23 protein-coding genes are annotated in these 21,411 nt (G+C 47.2%); 11 read left to right on the top strand and 12 right to left on the bottom strand.

Going from position 1 to position 21,411, the window contains the following annotated elements:
- Window positions 1-170 precede the first annotated feature (170 nt).
- Together RE317_RS03565 and RE317_RS03570 are read left to right on the top strand one after the other, a co-directional pair.
- Window positions 171-1,265, top strand: a complete 1,095-nt coding sequence (locus RE317_RS03565) for an AAA family ATPase (protein ID WP_151849377.1) — start codon at window positions 171-173, stop codon at window positions 1,263-1,265.
- A gap of 10 nt (window positions 1,266-1,275) precedes the next feature.
- A complete protein-coding gene (locus RE317_RS03570) occupies window positions 1,276-3,609 on the top strand; it encodes a S8 family peptidase (protein ID WP_303266174.1) in 2,334 nt (777 codons plus the stop codon).
- A gap of 341 nt (window positions 3,610-3,950) precedes the next feature.
- Here the strand turns inward: RE317_RS03570 and RE317_RS03575 are convergent, their stop codons facing one another.
- The 11 genes from RE317_RS03575 to RE317_RS03625 form a co-directional block, all read right to left on the bottom strand.
- Complete coding sequence (locus tag RE317_RS03575; protein ID WP_303266175.1) at window positions 3,951-4,442, bottom strand: DNA N-6-adenine-methyltransferase; 492 nt, start codon at window positions 4,440-4,442, stop codon at window positions 3,951-3,953.
- A gap of 6 nt (window positions 4,443-4,448) precedes the next feature.
- On the bottom strand, window positions 4,449-4,904 hold the full coding sequence (locus RE317_RS03580; RefSeq protein WP_032534349.1) for a hypothetical protein: 456 nt from the start codon (window positions 4,902-4,904) through the stop codon (window positions 4,449-4,451).
- A 3-nt stretch (window positions 4,905-4,907) separates the two neighbouring features.
- Entirely contained in the window at window positions 4,908-6,260 is a 1,353-nt protein-coding gene (locus RE317_RS03585; protein WP_151849379.1) for a DUF2586 family protein, read from the bottom strand.
- Complete coding sequence (locus tag RE317_RS03590) at window positions 6,260-6,595, bottom strand: hypothetical protein (RefSeq protein ID WP_151849380.1); 336 nt, start codon at window positions 6,593-6,595, stop codon at window positions 6,260-6,262. The genes RE317_RS03585 and RE317_RS03590 overlap by 1 nt, the downstream gene beginning before the upstream one ends.
- A 77-nt stretch (window positions 6,596-6,672) precedes the next feature.
- A complete protein-coding gene (locus tag RE317_RS03595; protein ID WP_151849381.1) occupies window positions 6,673-7,722 on the bottom strand; it encodes a hypothetical protein in 1,050 nt (349 codons plus the stop codon).
- A 115-nt stretch (window positions 7,723-7,837) separates the two neighbouring features.
- Entirely contained in the window at window positions 7,838-9,076 is a 1,239-nt protein-coding gene (locus RE317_RS03600) for an ATP-dependent Clp protease proteolytic subunit (RefSeq protein WP_151849382.1), read from the bottom strand.
- Window positions 9,077-9,113: 37 nt separating this feature from the next.
- Window positions 9,114-9,341, bottom strand: a complete 228-nt coding sequence (locus RE317_RS03605; RefSeq protein WP_151849383.1) for a hypothetical protein — start codon at window positions 9,339-9,341, stop codon at window positions 9,114-9,116.
- Window positions 9,322-10,062: a hypothetical protein gene (locus RE317_RS03610; protein WP_151849384.1), complete on the bottom strand. Its 741-nt coding sequence runs from the start codon at window positions 10,060-10,062 to the stop codon at window positions 9,322-9,324. The genes RE317_RS03605 and RE317_RS03610 overlap by 20 nt, the downstream gene beginning before the upstream one ends.
- Window positions 10,059-10,643, bottom strand: coding sequence for a hypothetical protein (locus RE317_RS03615; protein WP_303266176.1), 585 nt, complete (start codon window positions 10,641-10,643; stop codon window positions 10,059-10,061). The genes RE317_RS03610 and RE317_RS03615 overlap by 4 nt, the downstream gene beginning before the upstream one ends.
- Window positions 10,621-11,256 carry a hypothetical protein gene (locus tag RE317_RS03620; protein WP_308821639.1) on the bottom strand — a complete coding sequence of 212 codons (636 nt, stop codon included), beginning with the start codon at window positions 11,254-11,256 and terminating at the stop codon, window positions 10,621-10,623. The genes RE317_RS03615 and RE317_RS03620 overlap by 23 nt, the downstream gene beginning before the upstream one ends.
- Before the next feature lie 224 nt (window positions 11,257-11,480).
- Window positions 11,481-12,803, bottom strand: a complete 1,323-nt coding sequence (locus tag RE317_RS03625) for a DUF935 family protein (protein ID WP_303266178.1) — start codon at window positions 12,801-12,803, stop codon at window positions 11,481-11,483.
- 285 nt (window positions 12,804-13,088) lie between these two features.
- Here RE317_RS03625 and RE317_RS03630 point away from each other — a divergent pair, with 285 nt between their 5' ends.
- The 6 genes from RE317_RS03630 to RE317_RS03655 all read left to right on the top strand — a co-directional run bounded on the left by RE317_RS03630 (window position 13,089) and on the right by RE317_RS03655 (window position 16,291).
- The gene (locus tag RE317_RS03630; protein WP_178285200.1) at window positions 13,089-13,532 is read left to right on the top strand and encodes a hypothetical protein; all 444 of its coding nucleotides are present in this window, start codon (window positions 13,089-13,091) and stop codon (window positions 13,530-13,532) included.
- A gap of 19 nt (window positions 13,533-13,551) precedes the next feature.
- Window positions 13,552-13,890: a hypothetical protein gene (locus RE317_RS03635; protein WP_258897418.1), complete on the top strand. Its 339-nt coding sequence runs from the start codon at window positions 13,552-13,554 to the stop codon at window positions 13,888-13,890.
- Window positions 13,877-15,013, top strand: coding sequence for a phage antirepressor KilAC domain-containing protein (locus tag RE317_RS03640; protein WP_374990601.1), 1,137 nt, complete (start codon window positions 13,877-13,879; stop codon window positions 15,011-15,013). The genes RE317_RS03635 and RE317_RS03640 overlap by 14 nt, the downstream gene beginning before the upstream one ends.
- Window positions 15,014-15,015: 2 nt before the next feature.
- The gene (locus RE317_RS03645) at window positions 15,016-15,453 is read left to right on the top strand and encodes a hypothetical protein (RefSeq protein WP_303266180.1); all 438 of its coding nucleotides are present in this window, start codon (window positions 15,016-15,018) and stop codon (window positions 15,451-15,453) included.
- Window positions 15,454-15,604: 151 nt separating this feature from the next.
- Window positions 15,605-15,826 (top strand): hypothetical protein, encoded by a 222-nt coding sequence (locus RE317_RS03650; protein WP_217723729.1) that lies wholly within the window; start codon window positions 15,605-15,607, stop codon window positions 15,824-15,826.
- Between the two features lie 6 nt (window positions 15,827-15,832).
- Entirely contained in the window at window positions 15,833-16,291 is a 459-nt protein-coding gene (locus RE317_RS03655; protein WP_217723727.1) for a hypothetical protein, read from the top strand.
- A gap of 428 nt (window positions 16,292-16,719) precedes the next feature.
- Here RE317_RS03655 and RE317_RS03660 read toward each other — a convergent pair whose 3' ends face one another.
- Window positions 16,720-17,499 carry a hypothetical protein gene (locus RE317_RS03660; RefSeq protein ID WP_303266181.1) on the bottom strand — a complete coding sequence of 260 codons (780 nt, stop codon included), beginning with the start codon at window positions 17,497-17,499 and terminating at the stop codon, window positions 16,720-16,722.
- 1,868 nt (window positions 17,500-19,367) lie between these two features.
- On the opposite strand from RE317_RS03660, the gene RE317_RS03665 reads away from it, so the two are divergent.
- From RE317_RS03665 to RE317_RS03675, 3 genes are all read left to right on the top strand, one after another.
- Window positions 19,368-20,105, top strand: a complete 738-nt coding sequence (locus RE317_RS03665) for a molecular chaperone DnaJ (RefSeq protein WP_155268420.1) — start codon at window positions 19,368-19,370, stop codon at window positions 20,103-20,105.
- Between the two features lie 522 nt (window positions 20,106-20,627).
- A complete protein-coding gene (locus RE317_RS03670) occupies window positions 20,628-21,020 on the top strand; it encodes a hypothetical protein (protein ID WP_032577786.1) in 393 nt (130 codons plus the stop codon).
- Window positions 21,021-21,043: 23 nt separating this feature from the next.
- Window positions 21,044-21,325, top strand: a complete 282-nt coding sequence (locus RE317_RS03675) for a hypothetical protein (protein ID WP_032534365.1) — start codon at window positions 21,044-21,046, stop codon at window positions 21,323-21,325.
- Window positions 21,326-21,411: the final 86 nt, after the last annotated feature.

Below are 21,411 nucleotides of genomic sequence, written 5' to 3' on the forward strand. Positions count from 1 at the left end.
GTAATGGCAGTATATTTGGAATACTTGATATTACGATAATTCCAGTTATTGTTACGGATATTGCATTATATATAACGCTTTGTGTTAATTATGGGTTAAATATTGAATTTTGCGTCGATGATAGAAAAAGTCATATTATATTTGTATCGAAATAAACGATAAGCAGCAAGATGTCAACAGATATATTGAGGATCATTGAAGGCGGATTGACAAATGACAAACGAAAAATCATCAATTACGCAATGCGTTTGGCTGAGAGGCTGAAGGCCGATGGAGATATTCGGCTGTCCAAGTGCATAGTTGAACAGATAGAATCGTCCACGCATAAGAATGTTGCTACAGCTGACGCTATGCGCATGGTTCCGCTGGACATGGACAGTAAATTACAAATAGTGGAAATTGTTCCGGAGAGCTCGAGCAGGACTGATATCGTATTATCAAATATGGTACAGAAGCAAGTGGAGGAGTTCATTAAACTGATAAAGAATGATACAGAATTGGAGTTGGCGGGCTTGAATATCAGGAAATCATTGCTGCTTTATGGCGCACCGGGATGTGGAAAGACTTCCATTGCCCATTACGTTAGTGAGAAGACAGGACTCCCATTGGTGGTAGCCCGTCTTGATGCCATTGTGTCTTCATTATTGGGCAGTACAGCGAAGAATTTAAGCAGGATATTCTCTTATGTCAACAGTATGCCGTGCATTCTTTTGCTTGATGAATTCGACGCTTTGGCTAAAGCCCGTGATGACAATCATGAATTGGGAGAACTTAAACGTGTGATAAACAGTCTTCTTCAGAATATTGATTCAATGTCACCATCCACTGTGTTGATAGCGGCCACCAATCATCCAGACCTGCTTGACAAGGCCGTATGGAGACGTTTCTACACAAGGCTTGAGGTGGCCCTACCTGATGAAGACAGTAGAAAACAGATTGTCAGAAATACATTGAAGGGCTTCAAAAGCATGATTCTTGAAGACGAAAACCGAATGAAGATTATATCTGAACTCATGGCCGATCTGTCCCCTTCGGACATTTGTACGATTTTAACCAAATTGAAAGTCAAGAGCATTATTGATGGCAGCAAGGAAATCAACTATGAACAGATTCTGGCATCTATTTACGAATTTGGAGGTAAAGATGAACCTATGGATAATTTTATAGTGTACCTTAATACCTATGGGGTTACACAGAATACAATCTCAAAAATGTTGAATATCAGCATACGTCAGGTACGTAATGCATTGTCGGACAAAAAATAATATAAAGAAGATGTCGAAAACATTACCTATTCAGCAAGTACAATTCCGTGGGGAACGAGACCGGTTCCTAACGGAAGGTGGCGGAGGCTCCAAGCTGCCTAAATGGGTCAACGAGGAAAATATAAGAGCCAATATTCTTAGGGTCAATGCTCACATAGCCGAATTGGAACATGTCTTTGAAAAACGAGATGAAACATCTTTGCCAATCCTGACTATAGTTGATATCAACAAGGAAGCTACAGCGAAATCGCATAGGTTCGCCATACATTCCATGGTGGATGTGAACAAAAAGCGCAATGTCTTGGGCACGACTGACGTTGGTAAACTGCTTGTTAAAATAGATACAAGAACCGATTTAAAGGCGATTGCTGAGAAATTTAATCCGGAAAACAAGAATCTCAGCAAGAATCTGCAAAAAGGATTGGCTGCTGTTGCGAACATCACTAAATATGTACCTATAATCGACACTTCCATTGAATCTGCAGAAGTCTTGAAAGTTCAATTAGCCGATTATTTAAATTCGGAGATGAATCTACGCTCCAAGAGGTTATTGCTTAATTTCTGCAGTAAGAATAATGTCGAAGTCGAAGAATTAAACTATGCGAGTGAACTGCGGTTATTCAAGTTGAAAAATATCTCCAGGGAGAATGCCGGTGAACTTGTTGGAATGGATGGCGTGCTGTCTGTCAGAAAAATGCCGACTATCGAATTTCAGGCGGCTCCGGAACCGGAAGATAGTGAAATAGAGATAATGCTCCCTCAGGATGGACAGGATTATCCCATAGTAGGTTTGCTTGATTCCGGTGTAACAGACATAGAATATATGCGTCCGTGGCTGTTGAAAGAAGAAAATGTAGCTGATCTACTACCTGATGAAATAGATAAAAGGCATGGTACGGCTGTAGCCAGTATCATTAATTATGGTGATTTCTTGGAAAAAAGAGACTTGACACAATGCGGACCTTGCAAGATACTTAGCTGTATCATCAATGGGCAGACCCGGATTTATGAGAATGAACTGGTGATGAACATACAGCAAGCGGTGGGACGCCATTCTGACGTTAAAGTATGGAACTTGTCACAAGGAATAAATGCCCAGATAGAAGACAATCGTTTTTCTGATCTGGCTGTAGCGCTGGACAGCCTTCAAAAGCAATACAATATATTGATATGCAAGTCTGCTGGAAATATTGACAATCCAGCCGATACCAGTCAATCATTCCGGCTGAACAAAGGGGCGGATTCTGTCATGAGCCTTGTGGTCGGTTCGATAGCTCATGCAAAAACGACGGAACGGGACGCAGAGGAAAATGACAGGAGCCCATTTTCTCGTATTGGTCCAGGGGTGGAGAATCATACCAAGCCTGATCTTGTCCATTATGGTGGAAACTGGGATACTCACATTTCTGCTTTTTCTATTTATGGCAGGCAGTTCTGTATGTGTAGTGGAACCAGCTTTTCCACACCACGGATCGCATCGTTGGCTGCAAATATTCAATATCGGTTAGGCGTTCCTTTTAATCCGCTACTGATTCGTGCCATTTTAATACATAATGCTTTTTATCCTTCAAATATAGCTAAATCAACGGACAATTTCAAATACGAGATGGGTTTTGGTCTCCCTGCCACCCTGGACAACATATTATTGAACGATTCTGACGAAAGCACGATGATATTCTGTCATACAATGGATAAGGGTATAGATGTCCAGTCGCTGGACTTTCCTTTTCCGAAGAGTATGGTTGACGATGAAGGATACTACTATGGGGATATTACTGTTACACTGGCTGTTGATCCTGTATTGATGGCAAGTCAGGGAAGCGAATATTGTCAAAGTCAGGTGGATGTTTATTTAGAGACGTTTACGGAAGTTGACCATGCAGATCTTTCACAATCATCAATGATGAGGAATGAAGAGAGGATGTCCAAGGATTCTGCCAATGTATTGAACGACTTGTATTATAAGAAAGCCGCCTTTAAGGCGGAAAAAGCTAATGAAAGGATTCTTATTGAGAAAGGAAACAAGTATCAACCGATTAAGAAGTATCATGTGTCATTGGGCGACATGACACCTTCCAATAAGAGGAATATATTGCAACAAGAGAAAAAGTGGGCACTGAAACTTGTAGGACTTTATAGGCAAGCAGCTGAGGTATCCAGAGAATTGGACGGAATAGACATATCGCAAAAGGTTGTTTTGATAGTGACTATAAAAGATCCTAAGAAAAGAGGGGTTATCTATAATGAATGTAAGAATTTGCTGGCAATCAGAGGTTATGCCCATAATGATATTGAGATTAGAAATACAATACAGATAGAAAACAGTGCTTCTGAAAATCTATAAATGAAGATTCTTTATCTTTATAGGCAATAAGAGTCACCTGCTTATTTAGCAGTGGCTCTCTGATAATGAAGCCTATGCATTGCCTATTCAGTCAGGTGATTTTATAGCAAACAGACCGATAGAATATTGGATTCGTGGATATTTCTACCATACTATAAACAAGGTTATTGGCCATACCCGATATTTTTGCAACCAGATGAGATATATTTCTAGCAATGAGGGGGACATAGCTTTCAGTATATATTAAAAAGAACAATCCTGTCATAAATACAACCGATTTATTTGCCGGAATTATACTTCCCACAAACAGATCGGTGCCCGAGTCGAGAACCGGTAACCGGTTACAAAAGCCTGGGGTATACCAGTTTTCCTTCGATACCGCAGGTTTCCAGAACGGCAGTATTTTCTTTGTTGAAGGAGATCAGGCAGGATGGCGCCCCGGCAGTGCCTCCCTGCTCTCCGGTGACATGATAGAACCTGAGCCGTCCCTTGATGAAAAGTATTGTGTCCGCATAAGGGAATATCAGTTCATGAAACAGCCGGGTGTCCGTGCGGGCAAAAGTGAGCGCAATAGCATTCCGGTGCTCCACACATTTACGGATAAAGCGGACAATCAGTGGCGTGTCATAGGGAGGATTACAAAACACCCGTCCGAACCATGGCTGCCGTAACCCGTCATCCTCGACGGTGTAGTGATGCCTCGCCGTATCCCATAGACGGTTTACCGGTGAACACGGGTCCAAATCGAATTCTCCCAACCTGTCAAGCAAACAAGGAGGTGTAAGCCATTCATTTTTTCCGGTGGAAGATTTTCCTTCAAAGGTCACATTCATGACAAGTCAGATTGTATCGCCGTTACCTATCTGGATATCAAACGGATTCAAGTCGAACTCATGCGTGATGTTGGTATCATCCTGCTGCGACTCAAGACAGTCCTCCGTAAAGATACATCCTTTGAGTGTCACCGTTGTGGTCGTCCAGTCATCACTGGCCATGGGGTTGGCAAAGCTGATGATCAGGTCGAACTCACCGATTTCGAGCAACGAGCCATAGACTGAACGCAACAATTGTTGCGTGGCATAGTCCATTGTGATACTCGCCGTATAGGTAATGTTTCCGAATCCGCGGCTGACAGGTTTTCCACCCATGCCATAGTTACTTTCCACCTTACGTTTTTTCGACCATTTGATAGCGGACACACCTTCAAGGGTCGTGGATCCCTCGTCAATTCCCAGGGCGGTCGATGACAGGGTTATCATAGACCATGAATATGCCACATTATTAATTATTGCCATTTTCTATGATTTGTTTGCGGTTAATGAAAGTCCTTCCTCTACATAAATCTCCACAGCCACCCCGACAGGCACAAGGACATAGGAGATGCGGAGCGTATCGTCCACCAGTACATTCTGGTTCGGATCGATAGTGACAGCATATCCTGAAATTTCCTGTGCCGCCTGCATCTTGGCCAATATATCCCCGATGAGTGTTTTGAATGCGGTGATCTTCGACGGGGCAAGGAACCCGGTTGAAGGATTGACCATCAGCGGGGAATTCACATACGGCAACAGTGCGGCACGCACGGCTCGGCGGCTCTTGTTGATAGTACGGTTCCTTGCGATAGTGCGGAAATCACCCGTTGAGCAGGTCTGGTCCTTTGAAATATAAATACCGTTCTCACGGCCGGCGTACTTGATGGGGAAAATATAGCCCTTGTCATCAAGTTCGTCAAGCAGTGACGGGGACAACGACTCATACCGGTTCAGGCTGATAAAATGTTCCTCCGCCTCGTCAAGGCTGATATCACCGAACCCCAGCTCTATCTCCTGAAAATCATCCGTGAAGAGGTTGAACTGTTTGACCCATGCTATGGATTCATGGACGTTCGCCTTGGCAATGGCACCCATGACCGCGCCCAAGAATCCTACCGGTGTGTGATTCTTGTTGCGCATCTGCATCGTGGAGATCTTTTCGTGATGCGCCTGGCCGAATATACAGCTGATACGACTTGATTCACAGATACATGACGGTATTCTATTCAAGTCAATCTGACGTCCCTCAGTCGTGTCCGCCCCTGTATTGGATGGATTGGCGGAGAGTATGAGTGACAGGGGCTGGTTCTGTCCGGCAAGCCCTACAGCCACATCATTAAGCCCCTTTACCAGGTTGAGATTGTACTCTCCGGAAGTCCCGTTCGCTTTCCACAGCGGTTGTTCCGTCCAAATTCCCATCTGGTTGATCATGCCTCCGGCGGCACGCTGCATGATTTCGAGTGCGTCCCAGTTTGCAGAACAGTCAGCAAACATCACATAGAGTTTTCCTGAACCGTTCAGATTGCCTGACATCCGGAAAAACTCACGGATATGGTAGGCAGGAATACCATGTAGAAAATTGACGTTCATCTCCTCCTCGTCGGTAGCCTCCACACGCTCAACAATACCGAAATCCTTAACGGCGGACTTGAATGAGGTGATGTAGCATACATCTCCCGGGTTAAGCTTCGTTTCATTGGTTTTGCCATACCCTTCCGTAAAGAGTGTGGGTTGGAGGGAAATATCAAACAATAATCCCGTCACCTTCTCGTTGGAAGAACCGGTCTCGTAAGGGATATTGCCGTCCACATCCTTGATAAAGACATTGCCGAGTGCCATTATGGTTTTGTTTTAAGTTCGTTATAAAAAGGGTTTTTGTAAAGTACAGCCCCGCCTCTGACAGTTGCCGCCGTGTCCGGAGTGTAGGTTCCACCATGCCTGTCGATATACAGGGACGGATATGCAGGGAATTTTTCCAAAAGGGCCAGTATATACGGGTCTGCCGCCTCGTCCTCCGTATTCCCTGTATTCTCAGCCGGGACGGGCCGTTTGTCTTCAACCGTAGCGGATATTTTCTCGGACGTTTCCGGTATTGCTTCCGCCGGAAGTTCCGGTGCGGCAACCTTGTTGCCTTCTTTTTGAGGTCCCTCCTCCGTATTTATTTTTTTTGCCATAACAGTGGAATAAAAATGGGGAACGGGGCTCTGACCTCCGCTCCCCGGGTGGATATTGAAAAATGAAGAAAGGTGTGTTATTCGCTCTTTTTGTAGGCGGTATGCACCACGATCTCCGCGGGACGGACAATGTTCACGTCCATTTTCATGCGCATCTGGAAAAAGAACAGTTCGGAGTTGGCCTGCAACCGGTCAATTTTCAGAATATCCGTATCGTTGGCATAATCCACCCCCATCCAAAGATTGGAGTCCATCCCGGTGGAAAACTCGCCGAGCACCATCGTATGTTCGGGAATTCCCACGATCGGGATAATCCTCTTGCCTTTAAAGCGATAGCGGTTGACCTCGGTATTTTCGGAGTATTTGACCTGTTTGTCCGAGATATACTGGTCATACGCGTCCCAAGCATCCCATCCTACCACAAAGGCCAAGGATGTCTTCTTGCGGATTTGTTTGGGACATTTTTTCCACATCGCATAAAGGGCCGCTTCCACCGCCGCACCGTCCGTCAACTCGGTCGTTCCCGAAACGATACACTGTCCGCCGGCAACTACCTGCGTGTCCGTAGAGCTTACATTGTCGAGGATGCGTTTGACAACACCGTCAAAAAACTTCTCCTTGTTGGCACCAATTTTCGTACAGCCTTCCGGTGCGGTAATTTTTGCTGCCGTATCTCCGCCACGTGCGGAGGTCCATATGGCATTACCGATGTATTCGTTTTTTTTGTCCATGAGCAAGCGAAGCATCGTGGCCTGGATTTTCGGGTCAAGTTCCCGGAATACAAGACTGCCCTCCGGTTGTGCGAAACGCCAGTACTTTTCATAGTCCCTGGGATTGAATTCAAGGTAAACCATAAAATCGGAGGGCTCAAGATACCGTTCGGTGAACTGGTACTCGTTCGAGCCGTCATCCCCTTTGGAACCGTGAATGGGCTGTGGGGTCGGCACATTGTCCTGAATGATATTGCCCAGCTTGATGGCAGGGAGTGTATAACGGTGCTGGATGCCCGTCTTGATATGGATCAGTCCTTCACGAACCGTATCATTACCCTGCACGGTATAGGTCAGCAGGTCCTCAAGAACCTCGCCGCTATATCCATTTTGAAGAAAATTTACTGTATCGGCCATTGTCGTTTTAAGTTTTTCCGTTGAAATGTGAAACTCGGCCGACTGGCGGATACTTGTGTTTCCGCGCGAGGCCCTGCGGCCTCCGGCATGTCAATTAAGATCGGATGTCTGCCTGTCAGAGTTTGCGGAACTTAAAATCCGCACCGACTACCTCGGCCACCTTCTCGGCCATCATCTGCTCGGCCGTCTTGGTCGCCTCCGCCGTGGCCTGGATGTTGGCCGGGTCATTGGCGATTTCTTTGGAGATGATCTCACGCGCGGGGATGGAAGCCAGTGTTTTTTCCGCCAACTCGAAGTTGGCCTCCGCCATCTCCACCCATTGCGCTTTTGCCTCACGGTCAATCTTGCCTTCGCCAATGGCGTTTTCCACCAGCGTTTCGATGCGGGATGTCCTCTCGTCCTTCTCCTTTTGTTCGTAAGTGGAAAGACGTGCCGTGGCAGCGGACAGATCCTTCTGCAAGTTCCGGATTGCAGCATCCTTACCGGCTATGACCGTTTGTGCGTCACTCAGGGCTTTCTGCACCTCTTTGTATTTAGGTTCCATCGCTGCCAGTTCGGAGATACGGGCCATCACGTCCTTGACTTCTCCGTCCTTCATGCCCAGCGAGGCGGCAATCGCCCCGTACTCAAAACCTTGTGTCTTGTTTTCGTTTGCCATATCGTTTTCTGTTTCTGTAAGAGTAGGAAAAATATCCTCAAAAGGTTTATTCCCCTCACTGACGCGGTCCATCAACTCCTGAATGGCCGCCGTGTCCGCCAGTCCGGCAATCTCGTCATGTACTTTGCGACAGAGCTGCTTCGATGTACGAATAATGTTCTCTGATGGAATGATGCCCGCTTTTACGGCAGCCTGCGCATCAAAATAAGTCCCGTCCTTGCCGGCCAGCCCGTCCATAATGGCGCGCACATGCTCCTTGGTCAAACCGAACCTTTTCCGATAAATCGTTTCTATCTGCCTGGTGAAAGCCAACAGCATGTCCGAAGGCTCTTCCCCGTCATTGTCCGGCAGTATAGGATTATGGATCATTAAAATGGCGTAGTCCCGCATAAGGGAACGTTTGCCCGCAGCCCAGATAATGGAAGCCATTGACGCCGCCACGCCCTCGATGACACATTCTGTGTCCACTTTGGCATTGGCGATGGTGGAATAAGTGGACATGCCGTAAAGGACACTGCCACCTTCCGAATTGATTAACACGCGGATACAGGATGGACGGATAATATTTTCAAGAAAGTCGAACTCGTCATTGAACCGGGAGGTGGTTTCTTCCGTTACGCGGCCGAAGAAACGGATAACGGCAGGTTCACCCGTTTTTGCTTCACCCACCACATATTGCAATTCTTCTGTACTCATGTTTTTCTTTTTATGGAAGAGTAGGCGTTAGACAAGATTATGGGTTAAAAACAGTTCCGGACGGGCTGTCCACCTGCACGCCACGCAACTTTAAGATCATTTTACAAGACATTTGGATATGGTAGCGGGACTTACTTCCCGGAATAATGACATTTAATCGAAAAATGACCATGCATTGTTTGAACGGACGAAGCGCCGGACCACCCCTTCGGATACCCATGCCGTGAATGTGCAAAGCCCCACCATCAAATGCCGGAAATCTCATCCTTGTTTCCGCCATGTACGCCTGTTTCCACCGCCTGACTGAATCCGGTCACCTTATCATAGCCCGGTTCAGGGTGATAGCCGTGTCCGCCGCCGTCATGCTGCGGCGCATCGCCATGCTGCGTGAAAGGCGGCATGACCAGATAGCGCTTTACCCAGTCCCTGTATTTCCATGCGGAAGACTCCCGGAACCATACCTCATAGTCCACCCAATACGCCTGGAGCATATTAGTGGTGGTCGGCATGTCAAAATAGGTCAGGTTACACCGTTCGTTAAGGGCGGGTTCCCTGTTCTTGGCGTCCTGAATAGCCACGTTCAGCCTCTGGAATACGATGAATGACTCGCACTCCCTATCCTCGTCCCCGTTGTTGAGCGTATTAAGAATGAAGCGTACACGCATGGTGGCGCGCCCCTCGCCGATTCTCTGCTGTTGCACCAGGTATCTCACGTTGACGAAATGGATAAAGACGGCCGGAAAAACGGTCTCATATTCCGTGTTTTCCCCGCGTACGATACGGGCGAACTGTCCGTTGTCAATGGCTATGGTCTTGAAAAAGGGAGGTGAGAGCGGATCGTCCGGGTCCTCTTTTATGGTCTGTATGGCCCGCTTCACGGCCTGATACATGTTCACAAACGGATTTTCGGACACTTCTTCCGGCAGGCTTTCCTGCACGGGAGCCGGTTGATGCGGTTGTCCTACGGAATGCTTGTCCTTTATCATACGCCCGGGAATCCTTTAAAAATCATATCCATAAAATTATCAGCGATGTAATCCTTTATCTTCGGGGAGAAACCTATGAACTGGCGGTGTACGGGACGCCGTGAAGAATGCTGGTTTACGGTGTACAGACCAAATTTCGGGTCGGTATTGTGTACGGCGGCATAGTGCCCGTAGCGGTTCTTGCTGCGTCCCCGTTTGCCCTTAATCGGAATGCTCTTCTCGGTAGTCCATATCGAGTAGCGGGCCCCTTTACGGAATATCCGGCTGCCGTCGCTGCGCCGCCCCCTGATATCGGTCCTGTCCGCTTCTCCCTTGATACCTGCGGCAAGAGTTCCCGTGTCATTCATGACCGGATGTGTAAACTTCCGCCCCCAACGGGAGGTACGTGGCGTCCATGTGCCGCCGCAGAAACCTCCCGAGGGAAAGGAGGCAAGAAACTGCCGCCGGCTGTACTGTCCGGCCTCGGTGGCAAAATCAAACGTGTTACCTGCCAGACGGCTGGGCAGGAACGGATCCCAGCCTCCCTTTCCTCTTTCCCTCACCCAATGGGCGCAAAATTCATCGAGTGTTATCTTTTGCATGAAATTTTTCTTTTATCCGTTTTACAATTTTGGTCATGTGCTCCGGCAGCGGCATGTCGAAATAGCGGTGTGCCCTGGAAAAAATGCGTCCACCCGTGGCCAGACTCTCCCGGAAGACAGGATCGATCCTCTTCCTGTAATTTTCCGGAACGGGCAGTGCAGCCCGTACCGCGGCGAACCCGTCCGCTACCAGAAAACAACGGCATCCCCACTCAATGGGCGGTATCAACTCCGGCGGGAATTCCGATTTGCGGTACGAGAGCCCCTCGAGGGACAGATGCCACGCCCGCACCCGTTCGTCTCCCTGCGTCATATAGGTCAGCACCGTGTCCGTATCCACCGTGAGCCACCATGCCGCCATCGAAGCGGCGAAAAGCACCTGGCTGTTCTCTCTCTCCGCATAAATAAAGTTATACCGGCGGCATATCTCCCCGTATGTCTCCATATCCCGTTCATCCACTGTCCCAGGTATATCCTTGAACATCGCATACTCTTCGGCCGCCGCAAAATCAACCAGGTTGTCTATGGCAGCGATGAGAATGTCACGCTGCAGCCGCTCTCTCTCCGTCGTAAAGTCATTATGGTTTCTCAGAATCTCCAATGCACGGTCCAGGTCAATACGTAAACCTGTCAACGCTTTGTCTATCAGGAAAGAAGCACGCAAAGTGATGATGTCCTCCATAATATCGAGGCGTTCGGCACTGTTTTCGTAGTGGAGAATGAACCTGCGGAATGCCTCAAATATGACACGGTACTCCTTTTCCGTACCGGATTCCTGAGAAGCGGACGCCCTGACGGCTCCATATGGAACACCGTTTGGGAACGGAAGCCGGGCCATCACTCCGTTCCCCGCAAAAAATTTTCAACCTTACTCCCCCGGGGATGCCCGTAACGTCGGAAATACTCTTCGTCTGACATGATACCGCGGTCGTTATGGCCGGGAATGTACCGGCCGCCATCCGCTTCAAGCCCCATAACCGGGATGGCATTAAGCTGCTTGCCCACATTGATTCCGAACTCCTTCTCGATTTCGTCAGCCGCAACCTCGTATTTTTCTGTAATGAGCGAATAGAGCCTGATACGGTCCTCGTTATTCATCTCTATCCGGTTTGAATACCTGAATTCCAGTCCTGCAGGAATATATCCGATGGCTACCAGCCGGGGGATTATCTCCTCATTCATGACATTCTCGATATATCTGCGGTAAACCTCGATACGGTCACGGAAAATGTCCTGATGCGCCTTTGTAGAACCCACATACGACTGCATCCCTCCAGCCATGGACTCGGAACCGAGCACAAGGTTGGCAACCTCCTTGTTGACAAAGTCAATCAGTCCGGTATATATCTTTTCCGAATTGGACATGGTGAAGGTCTTGATGTCCACCTCATCCTCGATGCCGGTGACCACGACCTTGTTCTGCGCCGCATTGGCTATTTCACCGGCCAGCCGTTTGCGGTCGGCATTGCTCTCACTGACCGTCTTTCCATGAATGATCGGTTGTCCGTAGGTGTGGGAGAAGTTAACATAATTGGCCACCGTGAACTTTTTGGCGAGTATCAATGGCGTTGTGGCAGAAAAAAGCCCAAGGTCACCCGAGGTTACCAGCACATAACAACGGTGGTAGGCCGGATTGCGCAAATCCCAATGAGGCTCCCATAGCCCCTGCCTTTTCAGTACAACTCTCTGGTCCGGTAGTACATTGCGCCGTTCGATGATGTTGACTTCCGCCAACCTGCCTGTTCCGGAATCAACATACGGCATGATTTCGAGTAAAGTATACCCGTAAAGCTTGGCTTCCACGATACCCTTGATTATCTTGTCAAATTGCGAGCCCTGTATCTTTTGCGAGTTCACCACGTCTTTGGTATATTTCCCTTTCCCGTTCACATGCGCAAGCATATAACGGTCGCCGAGTATCTGGCTCTCCAAAGTTTCAACCACCGACCGTATATGCGCATCCTGCTGCAGGCAGGCCTCGTACAAGTCAATGAGCCTGGCACGGTCATCAAGGATGTATCCTGAGCTTATATCCTGGCGGCATGAACGGTAGCGGTTGTTACGTTCGATTTCGCGGACATACTCCTGAATGGTTTTCTTGGAAGTCCTGAATATGCTCTCCAAAAGTTCCCCGTTGAATGAATTGTCCGATGTCACCATATTTTTTTGCTTTTTTACCTAAAGAGTAGAGAGCAGGCGGGAGAGAAGTTTTGTACAAAAAAAAGTATATGAAAAACAGGCTTCTTAATGCTTGATTTGCAAAACGAAATAACACAACCAAATATATAGATATTTCGATTTGAATTTTCTGTAAATTGCTTATTATCAACGATGATTAATTAAATAAAAACGAAAAACACTCTTATTTTTTGTGATATTTCACCATAAAAAGATATATATTTGCACAATGTTAAATACAAATTTGAAAACAATGGAAAAAAGAACATGAAAGAAGAAAAGATTCCCTGCCGGACAGTCCGGTACAGGGAATTCCCCGATTTGCTTTTTGGAACGTCACAGGAGGACGGACCGGTCTATTTCGACGCAACACATTTTATCCGGGCCCGAGGAGACGCACACCGGCACAACGTCCGTGACTTCCGCGCCTCTTTCCATCATTGGATAACAGCGCTGACGGATGTTTACGGAATAGACAAGGAAAACATGGTTATCCGTGACGAGGCGTCGGGACATCTGTTAATTGATGAATGTCTGGCTCTATTATTTGTCGTTTACATCGATCCTGCATTCGGTGCCTACCTTCTGGAGCGCATGTCCGAATTGCTGTCCGGTGGATTTACCGTTTCAGACACTTGGCTGGTACAGACTGCCGGCCTTAGATTTACAAAGGAGGAATTAACGCAAATATTAGGACAACATGAGACGTAGTACATTTAAACGGCCAAAAATGGTGCTCATTTTCAACGGGGCACAGGTTCTTGTCGCCATTACGCGCTCGCTACATAGTGCGGCGGAACTGACAAAAGGCAACTTGCAAGCCATTTCATTTTGTTGCACGGGCAAGTACGTATGCAGCGGCGGGCTCTATTTCAGACATCTGCATCCGGATGTCGAGATCGAACTGTCCGACCTTGGCACGCTGATGCTGAAGGATTATGATGCCCTTTGCGGTGAGAAACGTACATACTATCCGGTGCGCAAAATGGCCCACAAGCGGGCCTTGCTTGAGAATAAACGTAAATCTGACAACAAAAAGAAAGGAGGAAATGATTATGAGAGAGAATAGGAACATTCCGTTTCGGGACTGGAACATACGGGTTTCCCGAAACCACAGCGGCCATCTGCACATCTGTGCCATGGACGTATGTAACATACTTAAACGGAGCGAGTTGCTTGAAGACGGGGCCATCGCCCGTATCTGCCCGACGGCATTGAGGATCAGTTTCCGGAAGAACGGACGGGAGCAGTGGAGTTTCCGACCCATCGATATGCGTAGGCTTTTGCGGACGGTGCGCAAGGAGACTATTATACCCCGCGACATGCTCGACGAGCTGGAGGCATGGGGCAACCAACTTCTGGAACTGGAGTCTGATGATCTGCACTCCGCGGTCCAGAATGACATAATCCTTCATTTCATGGAAGGGTTTCCTGTCACATTCCGGCGCGTCGGTGACAAGTTGATGGTCAACGCCACACAGATCACGATGCATTTCGGGAAGATTCCATCCGAGTGGCTCCGCATTGCCTCTACAGATATGCTCCGCAGGGAGATGGCGGGTAACGGACGTACCGGAAAGTATGAGTCGCAAATCTTCACCACGCGTGGACGTGGACATGGGGCGACCTGGCTGGAATCCCCCCTTATCATACCGTTGGCTCGGTGGGTCGCACCGGAAGACCTGTCCCTGGCGGAATGGTGTGGTGAAGCTATCGAAAAGCTGTCCATGAAACGCCCGACGACTGCCATTCGTGAATATCCGAAGTCGGCACCCCCCAATATGCCTTGCCTGGATTGTCCCATGCCGCAAGATATGGAGGCAGCAAAGGAACTGATCCGGGAACTACGGAAAGTGGTGCACGACTCCATGCCCAAAATTGTCTTCTACGAGGAGTTCATCGAGAACAGGGACTGGTTCAAGAGCACACGTATCGCCGACGAGCTCGGTATTTCCCCGCGACAGCTGCATCAGTTTCTTGCCGAGGAAGGAATCTGCAAGTACGAAAAACGGCAGTGGGTGGTCTTCCCCTCCTGCCGGGCATGGCAATGTGATGTCCCCTACACATGGGAGAACAGCCGGGGAAAGGTATATACCTTCGGTTCGACAAAACGTTGGACGCAGGCCGGCCGTGAATGTATCATAGAGTTATGGCGGAAAAAGAATCCGGAATACCATTTACCGGGCGCATAACGATGGAGACAGCATTACAGCGAATAATCCGCAAGACAGGAAGGCGTCTGGTGGAATGCCGCTGTCCGCTATGCAGGCAGCAATGCCACACCCTGTGCCTTGGTACGCCGGAAGATATCCTGCGGCTACTGAAAGCCGGATATAAGGAGAGGCTGACACCCACCGGATGGGCTGTGGGATTGTTATATGGAAAAACTCCGGGCATTGTACCAATGGTACAGGCCAGGCAGGAAGCCGGAAGATGTACATTTTTCCGGGACGGCTTATGCGGGCTGCACTCTATCGGACTCAAACCTACGGAAGGAAGACTGTCATATCACACCATCACAAAGGAGAACCTGAAATTCAGCAAATCGCTCTCCTGGAACGTGCCCAGGGAGTGGCTGGACGAACGGAATGCCGGTACGATACGGGAGATCTGCCGGCTGATGGAGATATAGTCGGGAGACGGCTCCGTGAATGAGGCTAAAATATAACCCGTTAATTCCTCCGCGCCGATTTCATGGCCGTCTCTTATTAATTCATATCAATTGAAAACAATTTGCACCAGTCATGGCTATCCTTACCATGAAACCAAATAAAAGCAATGATATGGAATTAAAAAGCAGAATGACCGTCGAGGAGATGGCGGCACACCTGACGGAACATACCGGCAAGTTCGCCAACCGGGTTTCCGTGGGACGTTATGCCAAGAAACTGGGTTACTCCGTGTATAAACCGATGCGAAATGGCAAAATATGCCACTTCTATGTCAATCCCGCAATAAGGGATGATGAAGCGGGAAATTCACAAACGGACGTTTCCGGGAAATAGCGCGCCATGAAAGAAGATAATGAAAAAAAAGTGGTGGTGATACCGTTTCTGAAATGCTTCAGCGGACTGGTGGGAGCATTTCCACCGGAAGAGGTCATATTCATGATGTACATGGCGGACCGCACACGTCTGCGGGAGAAGGGATATGATACTTTGCGTAGTAAACGATATCATATGGAGAGTATGGAGATCGGTTCGCGCCTTTTTGATAAATGCGTGAAGAAGGCAACATGCATGGGATTGATTAAACGGGTTCCGCTTGGCGGAATGTATGACTATCTCTGGGATATGTGCGCTTATGACAGACTCGTGAAAATACTGGCGGAACTGAAAACATCCTTTTGTACCAAGGCATTCTGCCGGCAGGTGTTTGAGGTGGAAAAAAGAACAGTGATGTCCGTCTCTGACAAGGAGGTTTACCTCTGGAAGGAGAACGGGCAAAAGTACGGAACATGTCCGCCTTGAAAGGAGGCACATGAAAGAATAACAGACGGTATCATTGCATGCCGTCTGTTTTTTCATGTCCGTAGCCATATGCGCCAAACAACAGATGTCTATTTTGAAATAAAATATGGCGGCAGGGGGAGAAGCCCCGGACGCCCCGTTTTTTTTACCTTGAAGATGATACAAATGTACCGGATAACTGAGACGAGGGGTGTTACAAATGTAGCAACAATACTATAAGCAGTATTATACAAGAAGAAGATGGTAGATGTACTTTTTTCTTTGGAGCAAAGAAAAAAGATACCAAAAAAGAAACAAATAGATAGCAGACGGCATCGCCGTCTGTTTTTGTTTTTATAAGGGAAAGAACAAAAAAAGAAAGGGCTACTTCCCTTTCAGATTCCTAAAGGAGAGAACGATAAAATAATATTCTACCCCTGCTGCCATGTTTATCTCCTGACATCCTTGCCCCGGTTCAGCTTGACGATGGAACGTACACAGTCACACACCAGTTCGGCATCCTTACGTTCCCTGAAATAGTTTCCACATTCCAGTCGCTTTCTGTCTGACGGCCGGCTGCTGTCCCTGCATTCACAGATTTCCAGGACATCATTCAGGTAATAGTATTTCCCTCCACGATTAATATGCATTTCCAGCGGTTCAAGGCGTTTCAGCCGTCCGTTCCACACAATCCCTTCCCTGTGTAACGCAGCGGCAAACCGGCTGCGGGCACTGGTTCCTATCGGGGTAATCTGCCAATTCTCCGCAATGCCGATTTCCTCATGCAGTGAATGACGCAGGGTGCCGTCCTCCTCCATCAGGCAATACAGCACAAGATTTCCTTTCCTGTCAATCTCCTTGAACGCCCCCAATATGACATGCCCGTCCAAAAGACTCACTTTCACCTGCTGCCCGTCTTTGGGTATGTACATGGATTCTGACAATGCGCCTTTGCGCCTGTCCCATACCAGATGCCGTTTGTTCAACAGACGCTGTACCTCAATCTTCTGTTCCGTATCCGCTTCCCGGCAGTCTTTCAAGGGCATTACGACATCGTCCGTAAGAAGTTGTTTGTCCGCAGTCACCCTGACCGGGACTGAAATACACTCGCCGGAAACATCACCCACAAGTCCCGTCTCCAATGTTGTCTCATTGAACACGACCAACCCCTTGCTTATGCAGAGTTTGCCCGGAATATTCCTGATATTCTTTCTATGATATGGTTTCATTATTCATCCTTTTCTTCGCTTCCTTCCTGTAACATTCGAAAGCCATATTTTATACATAAGAGAAAAATTATGGCAAATATACACAAATCCAGCAAAAAATACAGGCGTTTAATTACCAATTCTCAGTATTCTTATACAAAATCACAAAAAACATACAAAAAAGTCAAAACTCGTACATATGCATTTCCGTATATATTCTATATGTTTAACAAATAGGCTGTAACATCGTACTCCCTATCGGTGAAAATCCCATCTTAACATACTGCTTTACAGGATTCAACAAGCCGTTTTTTACCGGTAAAACCAAGAATATGTACCAAAGGGAGGAGTACTTTGGGACTATATATTTATATCCCCATTTCCGGTGTTCCCCAAAGTCGGTCTTACCTGCAAGAAACGAAAATCTTCTGAAAGTCTGTATATCCATGAAAACCGGAAGTATGTGTATCTGTGGCCTGGAAATGTCTTATAAACGCAGGAATAACAGTTATGATTGTATTTAAATCCACTGTAAGTCCATGTCCCGTTACTATATATTTTTTGACGTCTACTTACAATTTTATGACAGGGCCCCATATTTGGCCGTTTTAAAAAACGGGATTTGGAAAAATGCCCCGAGGATAGAAATCGAATCCGCACCTTGGAGTACACCCACCCGGTTCTTTTTAAAATTGTTATTTTATTGATTTATAATAAGTTACTTGTCTTACTTTTATATAAAGTAAGCCTAAAAACGTCTTTTTTATTATCTTTACTTACAAATTGAAAGCGAAAAAAACTTTTCAGTCCTATTTTATCCGTTTTAAGTAGATAATAGTCTGATAATCAATAAACCAAACAAATTTTGATTTTATACATACATTGAAACGGGGCTTTTTTGATTTTTGCAAAGGAAAAAATTTTTTTCAAAGAAAATCACTTTTTATATTTGTTTGATATTCAATTACTTATAAACCTTCCCCGCGTGCGTGCGTTCCATATTCGCAAAAGGGTTGTTTTTGAAACAATCAAAAAAAATTTCTCAAAAAGTTTTGCAGTTCTGAAAAACGGTTTTATAATAGTCATGTACTCGAAAGCCAAACAAACGGCAAACAAGTACGGAGAAAAAAGAATAAAAATATAGATAGTAAAAAAAAAGATTTAAGAAACAGACAGACCAAACCGCCAAGAGCGAGAAACAAAAAGCCTTTTTTGTGGGAAACCTATTTTTGAGGCTTGGAAAATCAAAAATTCGCTTGTTCGCTTTGGAGCGATTAAATAGGGTGTTAAATAACCACACCGAGCAAGACTACAAACCAATGTAGCAAGTTGGAACGGCTAAAAACGTGTTTTTAGACCGCATACACAAAGCACGCAAATTTGGAAGTGCAAGTTGTATGAAAAAGGACGTGTAAGAATAATGCCATAATTGCGCCCAGTGCGCTCGGAATAAAATGCACGGTAACGGTAAAAACTATCCGTATAGGGGACGCCGGTAAATGTATATGCCAATGCTATGCGCAATATCCGGCTCGGCAGAACGCCTAAATGCCTCACCTTAAAGTTATCTGCCGGATTGGAAAAGATCCGGGACGTGCCAAAGAAACGTCTTGTCGAAATTGGAGTAAGCGAGCGTTTGCCATGATGCGAAGTTACAGGAATTTGTCATTTAACATTGCAAATATAGTATTTTTTTGCGAGCAAACTATAGGGCACGTTAAGAAAGTTGCGGAAATGAATTAAAACCCGCGCATGTAGGGTGAAATACATGGGCGGGGTATGGGCACGTGGCAATGGCTGCCACATTTCGCAGCAATGTGAGATTTCCGGTTCGATTCCGGAAGTGCTCGCAATACGCACTTTTGCGTAGTAACTAATACTTTATCATTATGGCAACAAGCAGATTAAATTCAGAACAGTTTGTAAATTTGGTGAACGGGTTGAAAGGTGTGATCCTTGTGTACAAAAGTACAGACCGTGACGGCAATGAAAAAGAAACTGCCCAACAGTTCTTCGGTGCGGATTATGAACCGAAAGACAAGACGCAGGATGAAATTTTCCGTGTGTGGAAAAATGTGGTGATGACTTTCTGGGCTGTCAAAGCCGAAGAAATCAAATTGCGTGAGGCGAACGACGGCATCCGCTCGAAACTCCGTGCCGCAACTCCGTGTGCCGTCATCTTCCGCACCGAAAAGGGTGAAACGGTGAAACGCTTTGAGTTGGAAGAGTCCGTATGGGCAAAAATCGGTCTTGTACCGACCAAAAAGGACTTTGAACGCACGGCACGTGACTACAAGAAAGCTATCCACGCCGCCGCAAAAGCGTCCTTTGATGCGCTTGGTTTCCGTGTGGCGCTGCCAAGAGAAGCGGAACAACCGGTACCACAACCTGCCGAAGTCCCGGCAGCAGTGACCGTAGAAACGACTGCCGGAACCGTGGCGGAACAGGCGGGCGCCAAAAGCAAGGGCAAAGGCAGAAACGCAGGCAGAAACAAAGCAACCGAACAACCGGCTGCCGGACAGTCCCAAGAACAGCCTGCTGAAGTAACCGCTGAAACAACCGCCGGATCTGTTTCCGAACAGGCGGCAGGACAACAACCTGCCACTGATATGAAAACTGCCGCCTGATTCATTGGAATTTCCAGTGAATTGCAGGTAACATGCCCGCATTGTATGGCAGTGTGCCGACTTTGCGGGCTTTTTCCGTCCAACTGTCTACATATCACTGTATGCCAATGGTATATCCTGCAACAAAGTGGTTTGTGAGAGTAAAGATGTTGCTATTTGCCGTATTACCGCCATTGTTATGCAGCGTGGCACATCCGGGCAAACACTTACGGGCAAAATGCCGCCATCAGCATAACTCCCGTTTTACAGGGAGATGCCAGATTAAATTCACGGGTGCTTCAGGTCTTGGCTGAAAACGGGTTCGATTCCCGTACACCCACACTTCCTATTTAACTTCCACAATTTACTTCTTTGCGTCGTGAGATGCCGTTCCCACCCCCGACATAACACGGTTGACGTAGTGCAGCAGGGCTGCCTTCAAATCACCCTTCACTGGGTGAGCTACGTCCCGCTGTTATCCCCAGTTTGGAACGTGAGGTAAAAGGAAACACTGAAAACAGATAACTTATAATATATTTCAACATGGTAGAGATATTCTCCACAGACCGTACCATGAGTCTGGGCTGCTTTGTAAATTTCAAGGCTGCCAAAGGTACACTCAGCGGGCTTGCCGATGCCGGGATACTCAGCGAAAAACCGGCTGTCATGGTGTGCAGCTACAAGAATGACGAACCTCAACAGGAATATGTCGCAACTTATTCCGGCGGGAAATGGCATACGCCACGGATACCCAAAGTTCCCCATGCCGTCGAAAACAGGACAAAAAGACGCCACAGGAAACGTTTGCGCAAAGAATACCTGACTCCGGAACACTGCTTCCGTGAAGGGTTTCCTGACTGGATGAACAGGTCATACCCGGTATATGCCGACAATCTCAGAAGTTGCAACCGGAAATGCCGGATACATGCGGTATAATGCAATAATCAAAACAAGACATAATGAGAACATTAGCAGATGTAAAAAGAAAAATGGAACTCGGTTCCAACTGGCACTGCGTCAGGCTGTCCGGAGGCAACGAGGATATGGGCGTACGTGAGGTCGGCAAAGTACAGGGCAATGCCGTGGCTTTCCTCAGCGGCGGGAAACTCTCGTGGCTCTGGTGGCCAAAAGCAAAGGACGTGCAGGTACAAGGCAACTCGTTTACCATATTCCGAAATGGAAAACCGGCACTTCGGTACACCCTTGTGGAACAGGCGCCACAGACAGTCAGTACAAAATAATATGAATTAATAACAACCATGGGGGCGGAATGCCCCTATGCTTTTACAAACAGGAGAAAAAAAAGAATGGCAAAAATAACGGAAAA

Source organism: Phocaeicola sp. GP0067, assembly GCF_031119655.1.
Classification (GTDB): domain Bacteria; phylum Bacteroidota; class Bacteroidia; order Bacteroidales; family Bacteroidaceae; genus Phocaeicola; species Phocaeicola vulgatus.

Bases quoted from the DNA above. Each gene is read 5' to 3' on its own strand.
- RE317_RS03565 (WP_151849377.1), top strand. From the start codon at position 171: ATGTCAACAGATATATTGAGGATCATTGAAGGCGGATTGACAAATGAC.
- RE317_RS03570 (WP_303266174.1), top strand. From the start codon at position 1,276: ATGTCGAAAACATTACCTATTCAGCAAGTACAATTCCGTGGGGAACGA.
- RE317_RS03575 (WP_303266175.1), bottom strand. From the start codon at position 4,442: ATGAATGTGACCTTTGAAGGAAAATCTTCCACCGGAAAAAATGAATGG.
- RE317_RS03580 (WP_032534349.1), bottom strand. From the start codon at position 4,904: ATGGCAATAATTAATAATGTGGCATATTCATGGTCTATGATAACCCTG.
- RE317_RS03585 (WP_151849379.1), bottom strand. From the start codon at position 6,260: ATGGCACTCGGCAATGTCTTTATCAAGGATGTGGACGGCAATATCCCT.
- RE317_RS03590 (WP_151849380.1), bottom strand. From the start codon at position 6,595: ATGGCAAAAAAAATAAATACGGAGGAGGGACCTCAAAAAGAAGGCAAC.
- RE317_RS03595 (WP_151849381.1), bottom strand. From the start codon at position 7,722: ATGGCCGATACAGTAAATTTTCTTCAAAATGGATATAGCGGCGAGGTT.
- RE317_RS03600 (WP_151849382.1), bottom strand. From the start codon at position 9,076: ATGAGTACAGAAGAATTGCAATATGTGGTGGGTGAAGCAAAAACGGGT.
- RE317_RS03605 (WP_151849383.1), bottom strand. From the start codon at position 9,341: ATGAGATTTCCGGCATTTGATGGTGGGGCTTTGCACATTCACGGCATG.
- RE317_RS03610 (WP_151849384.1), bottom strand. From the start codon at position 10,062: ATGATAAAGGACAAGCATTCCGTAGGACAACCGCATCAACCGGCTCCC.
- RE317_RS03615 (WP_303266176.1), bottom strand. From the start codon at position 10,643: ATGCAAAAGATAACACTCGATGAATTTTGCGCCCATTGGGTGAGGGAA.
- RE317_RS03625 (WP_303266178.1), bottom strand. From the start codon at position 12,803: ATGGTGACATCGGACAATTCATTCAACGGGGAACTTTTGGAGAGCATA.
- RE317_RS03630 (WP_178285200.1), top strand. From the start codon at position 13,089: ATGAAAGAAGAAAAGATTCCCTGCCGGACAGTCCGGTACAGGGAATTC.
- RE317_RS03635 (WP_258897418.1), top strand. From the start codon at position 13,552: ATGGTGCTCATTTTCAACGGGGCACAGGTTCTTGTCGCCATTACGCGC.
- RE317_RS03640 (WP_374990601.1), top strand. From the start codon at position 13,877: ATGAGAGAGAATAGGAACATTCCGTTTCGGGACTGGAACATACGGGTT.
- RE317_RS03645 (WP_303266180.1), top strand. From the start codon at position 15,016: ATGGAGACAGCATTACAGCGAATAATCCGCAAGACAGGAAGGCGTCTG.
- RE317_RS03650 (WP_217723729.1), top strand. From the start codon at position 15,605: ATGGAATTAAAAAGCAGAATGACCGTCGAGGAGATGGCGGCACACCTG.
- RE317_RS03655 (WP_217723727.1), top strand. From the start codon at position 15,833: ATGAAAGAAGATAATGAAAAAAAAGTGGTGGTGATACCGTTTCTGAAA.
- RE317_RS03660 (WP_303266181.1), bottom strand. From the start codon at position 17,499: ATGAAACCATATCATAGAAAGAATATCAGGAATATTCCGGGCAAACTC.
- RE317_RS03665 (WP_155268420.1), top strand. From the start codon at position 19,368: ATGGCAACAAGCAGATTAAATTCAGAACAGTTTGTAAATTTGGTGAAC.
- RE317_RS03670 (WP_032577786.1), top strand. From the start codon at position 20,628: ATGGTAGAGATATTCTCCACAGACCGTACCATGAGTCTGGGCTGCTTT.
- RE317_RS03675 (WP_032534365.1), top strand. From the start codon at position 21,044: ATGAGAACATTAGCAGATGTAAAAAGAAAAATGGAACTCGGTTCCAAC.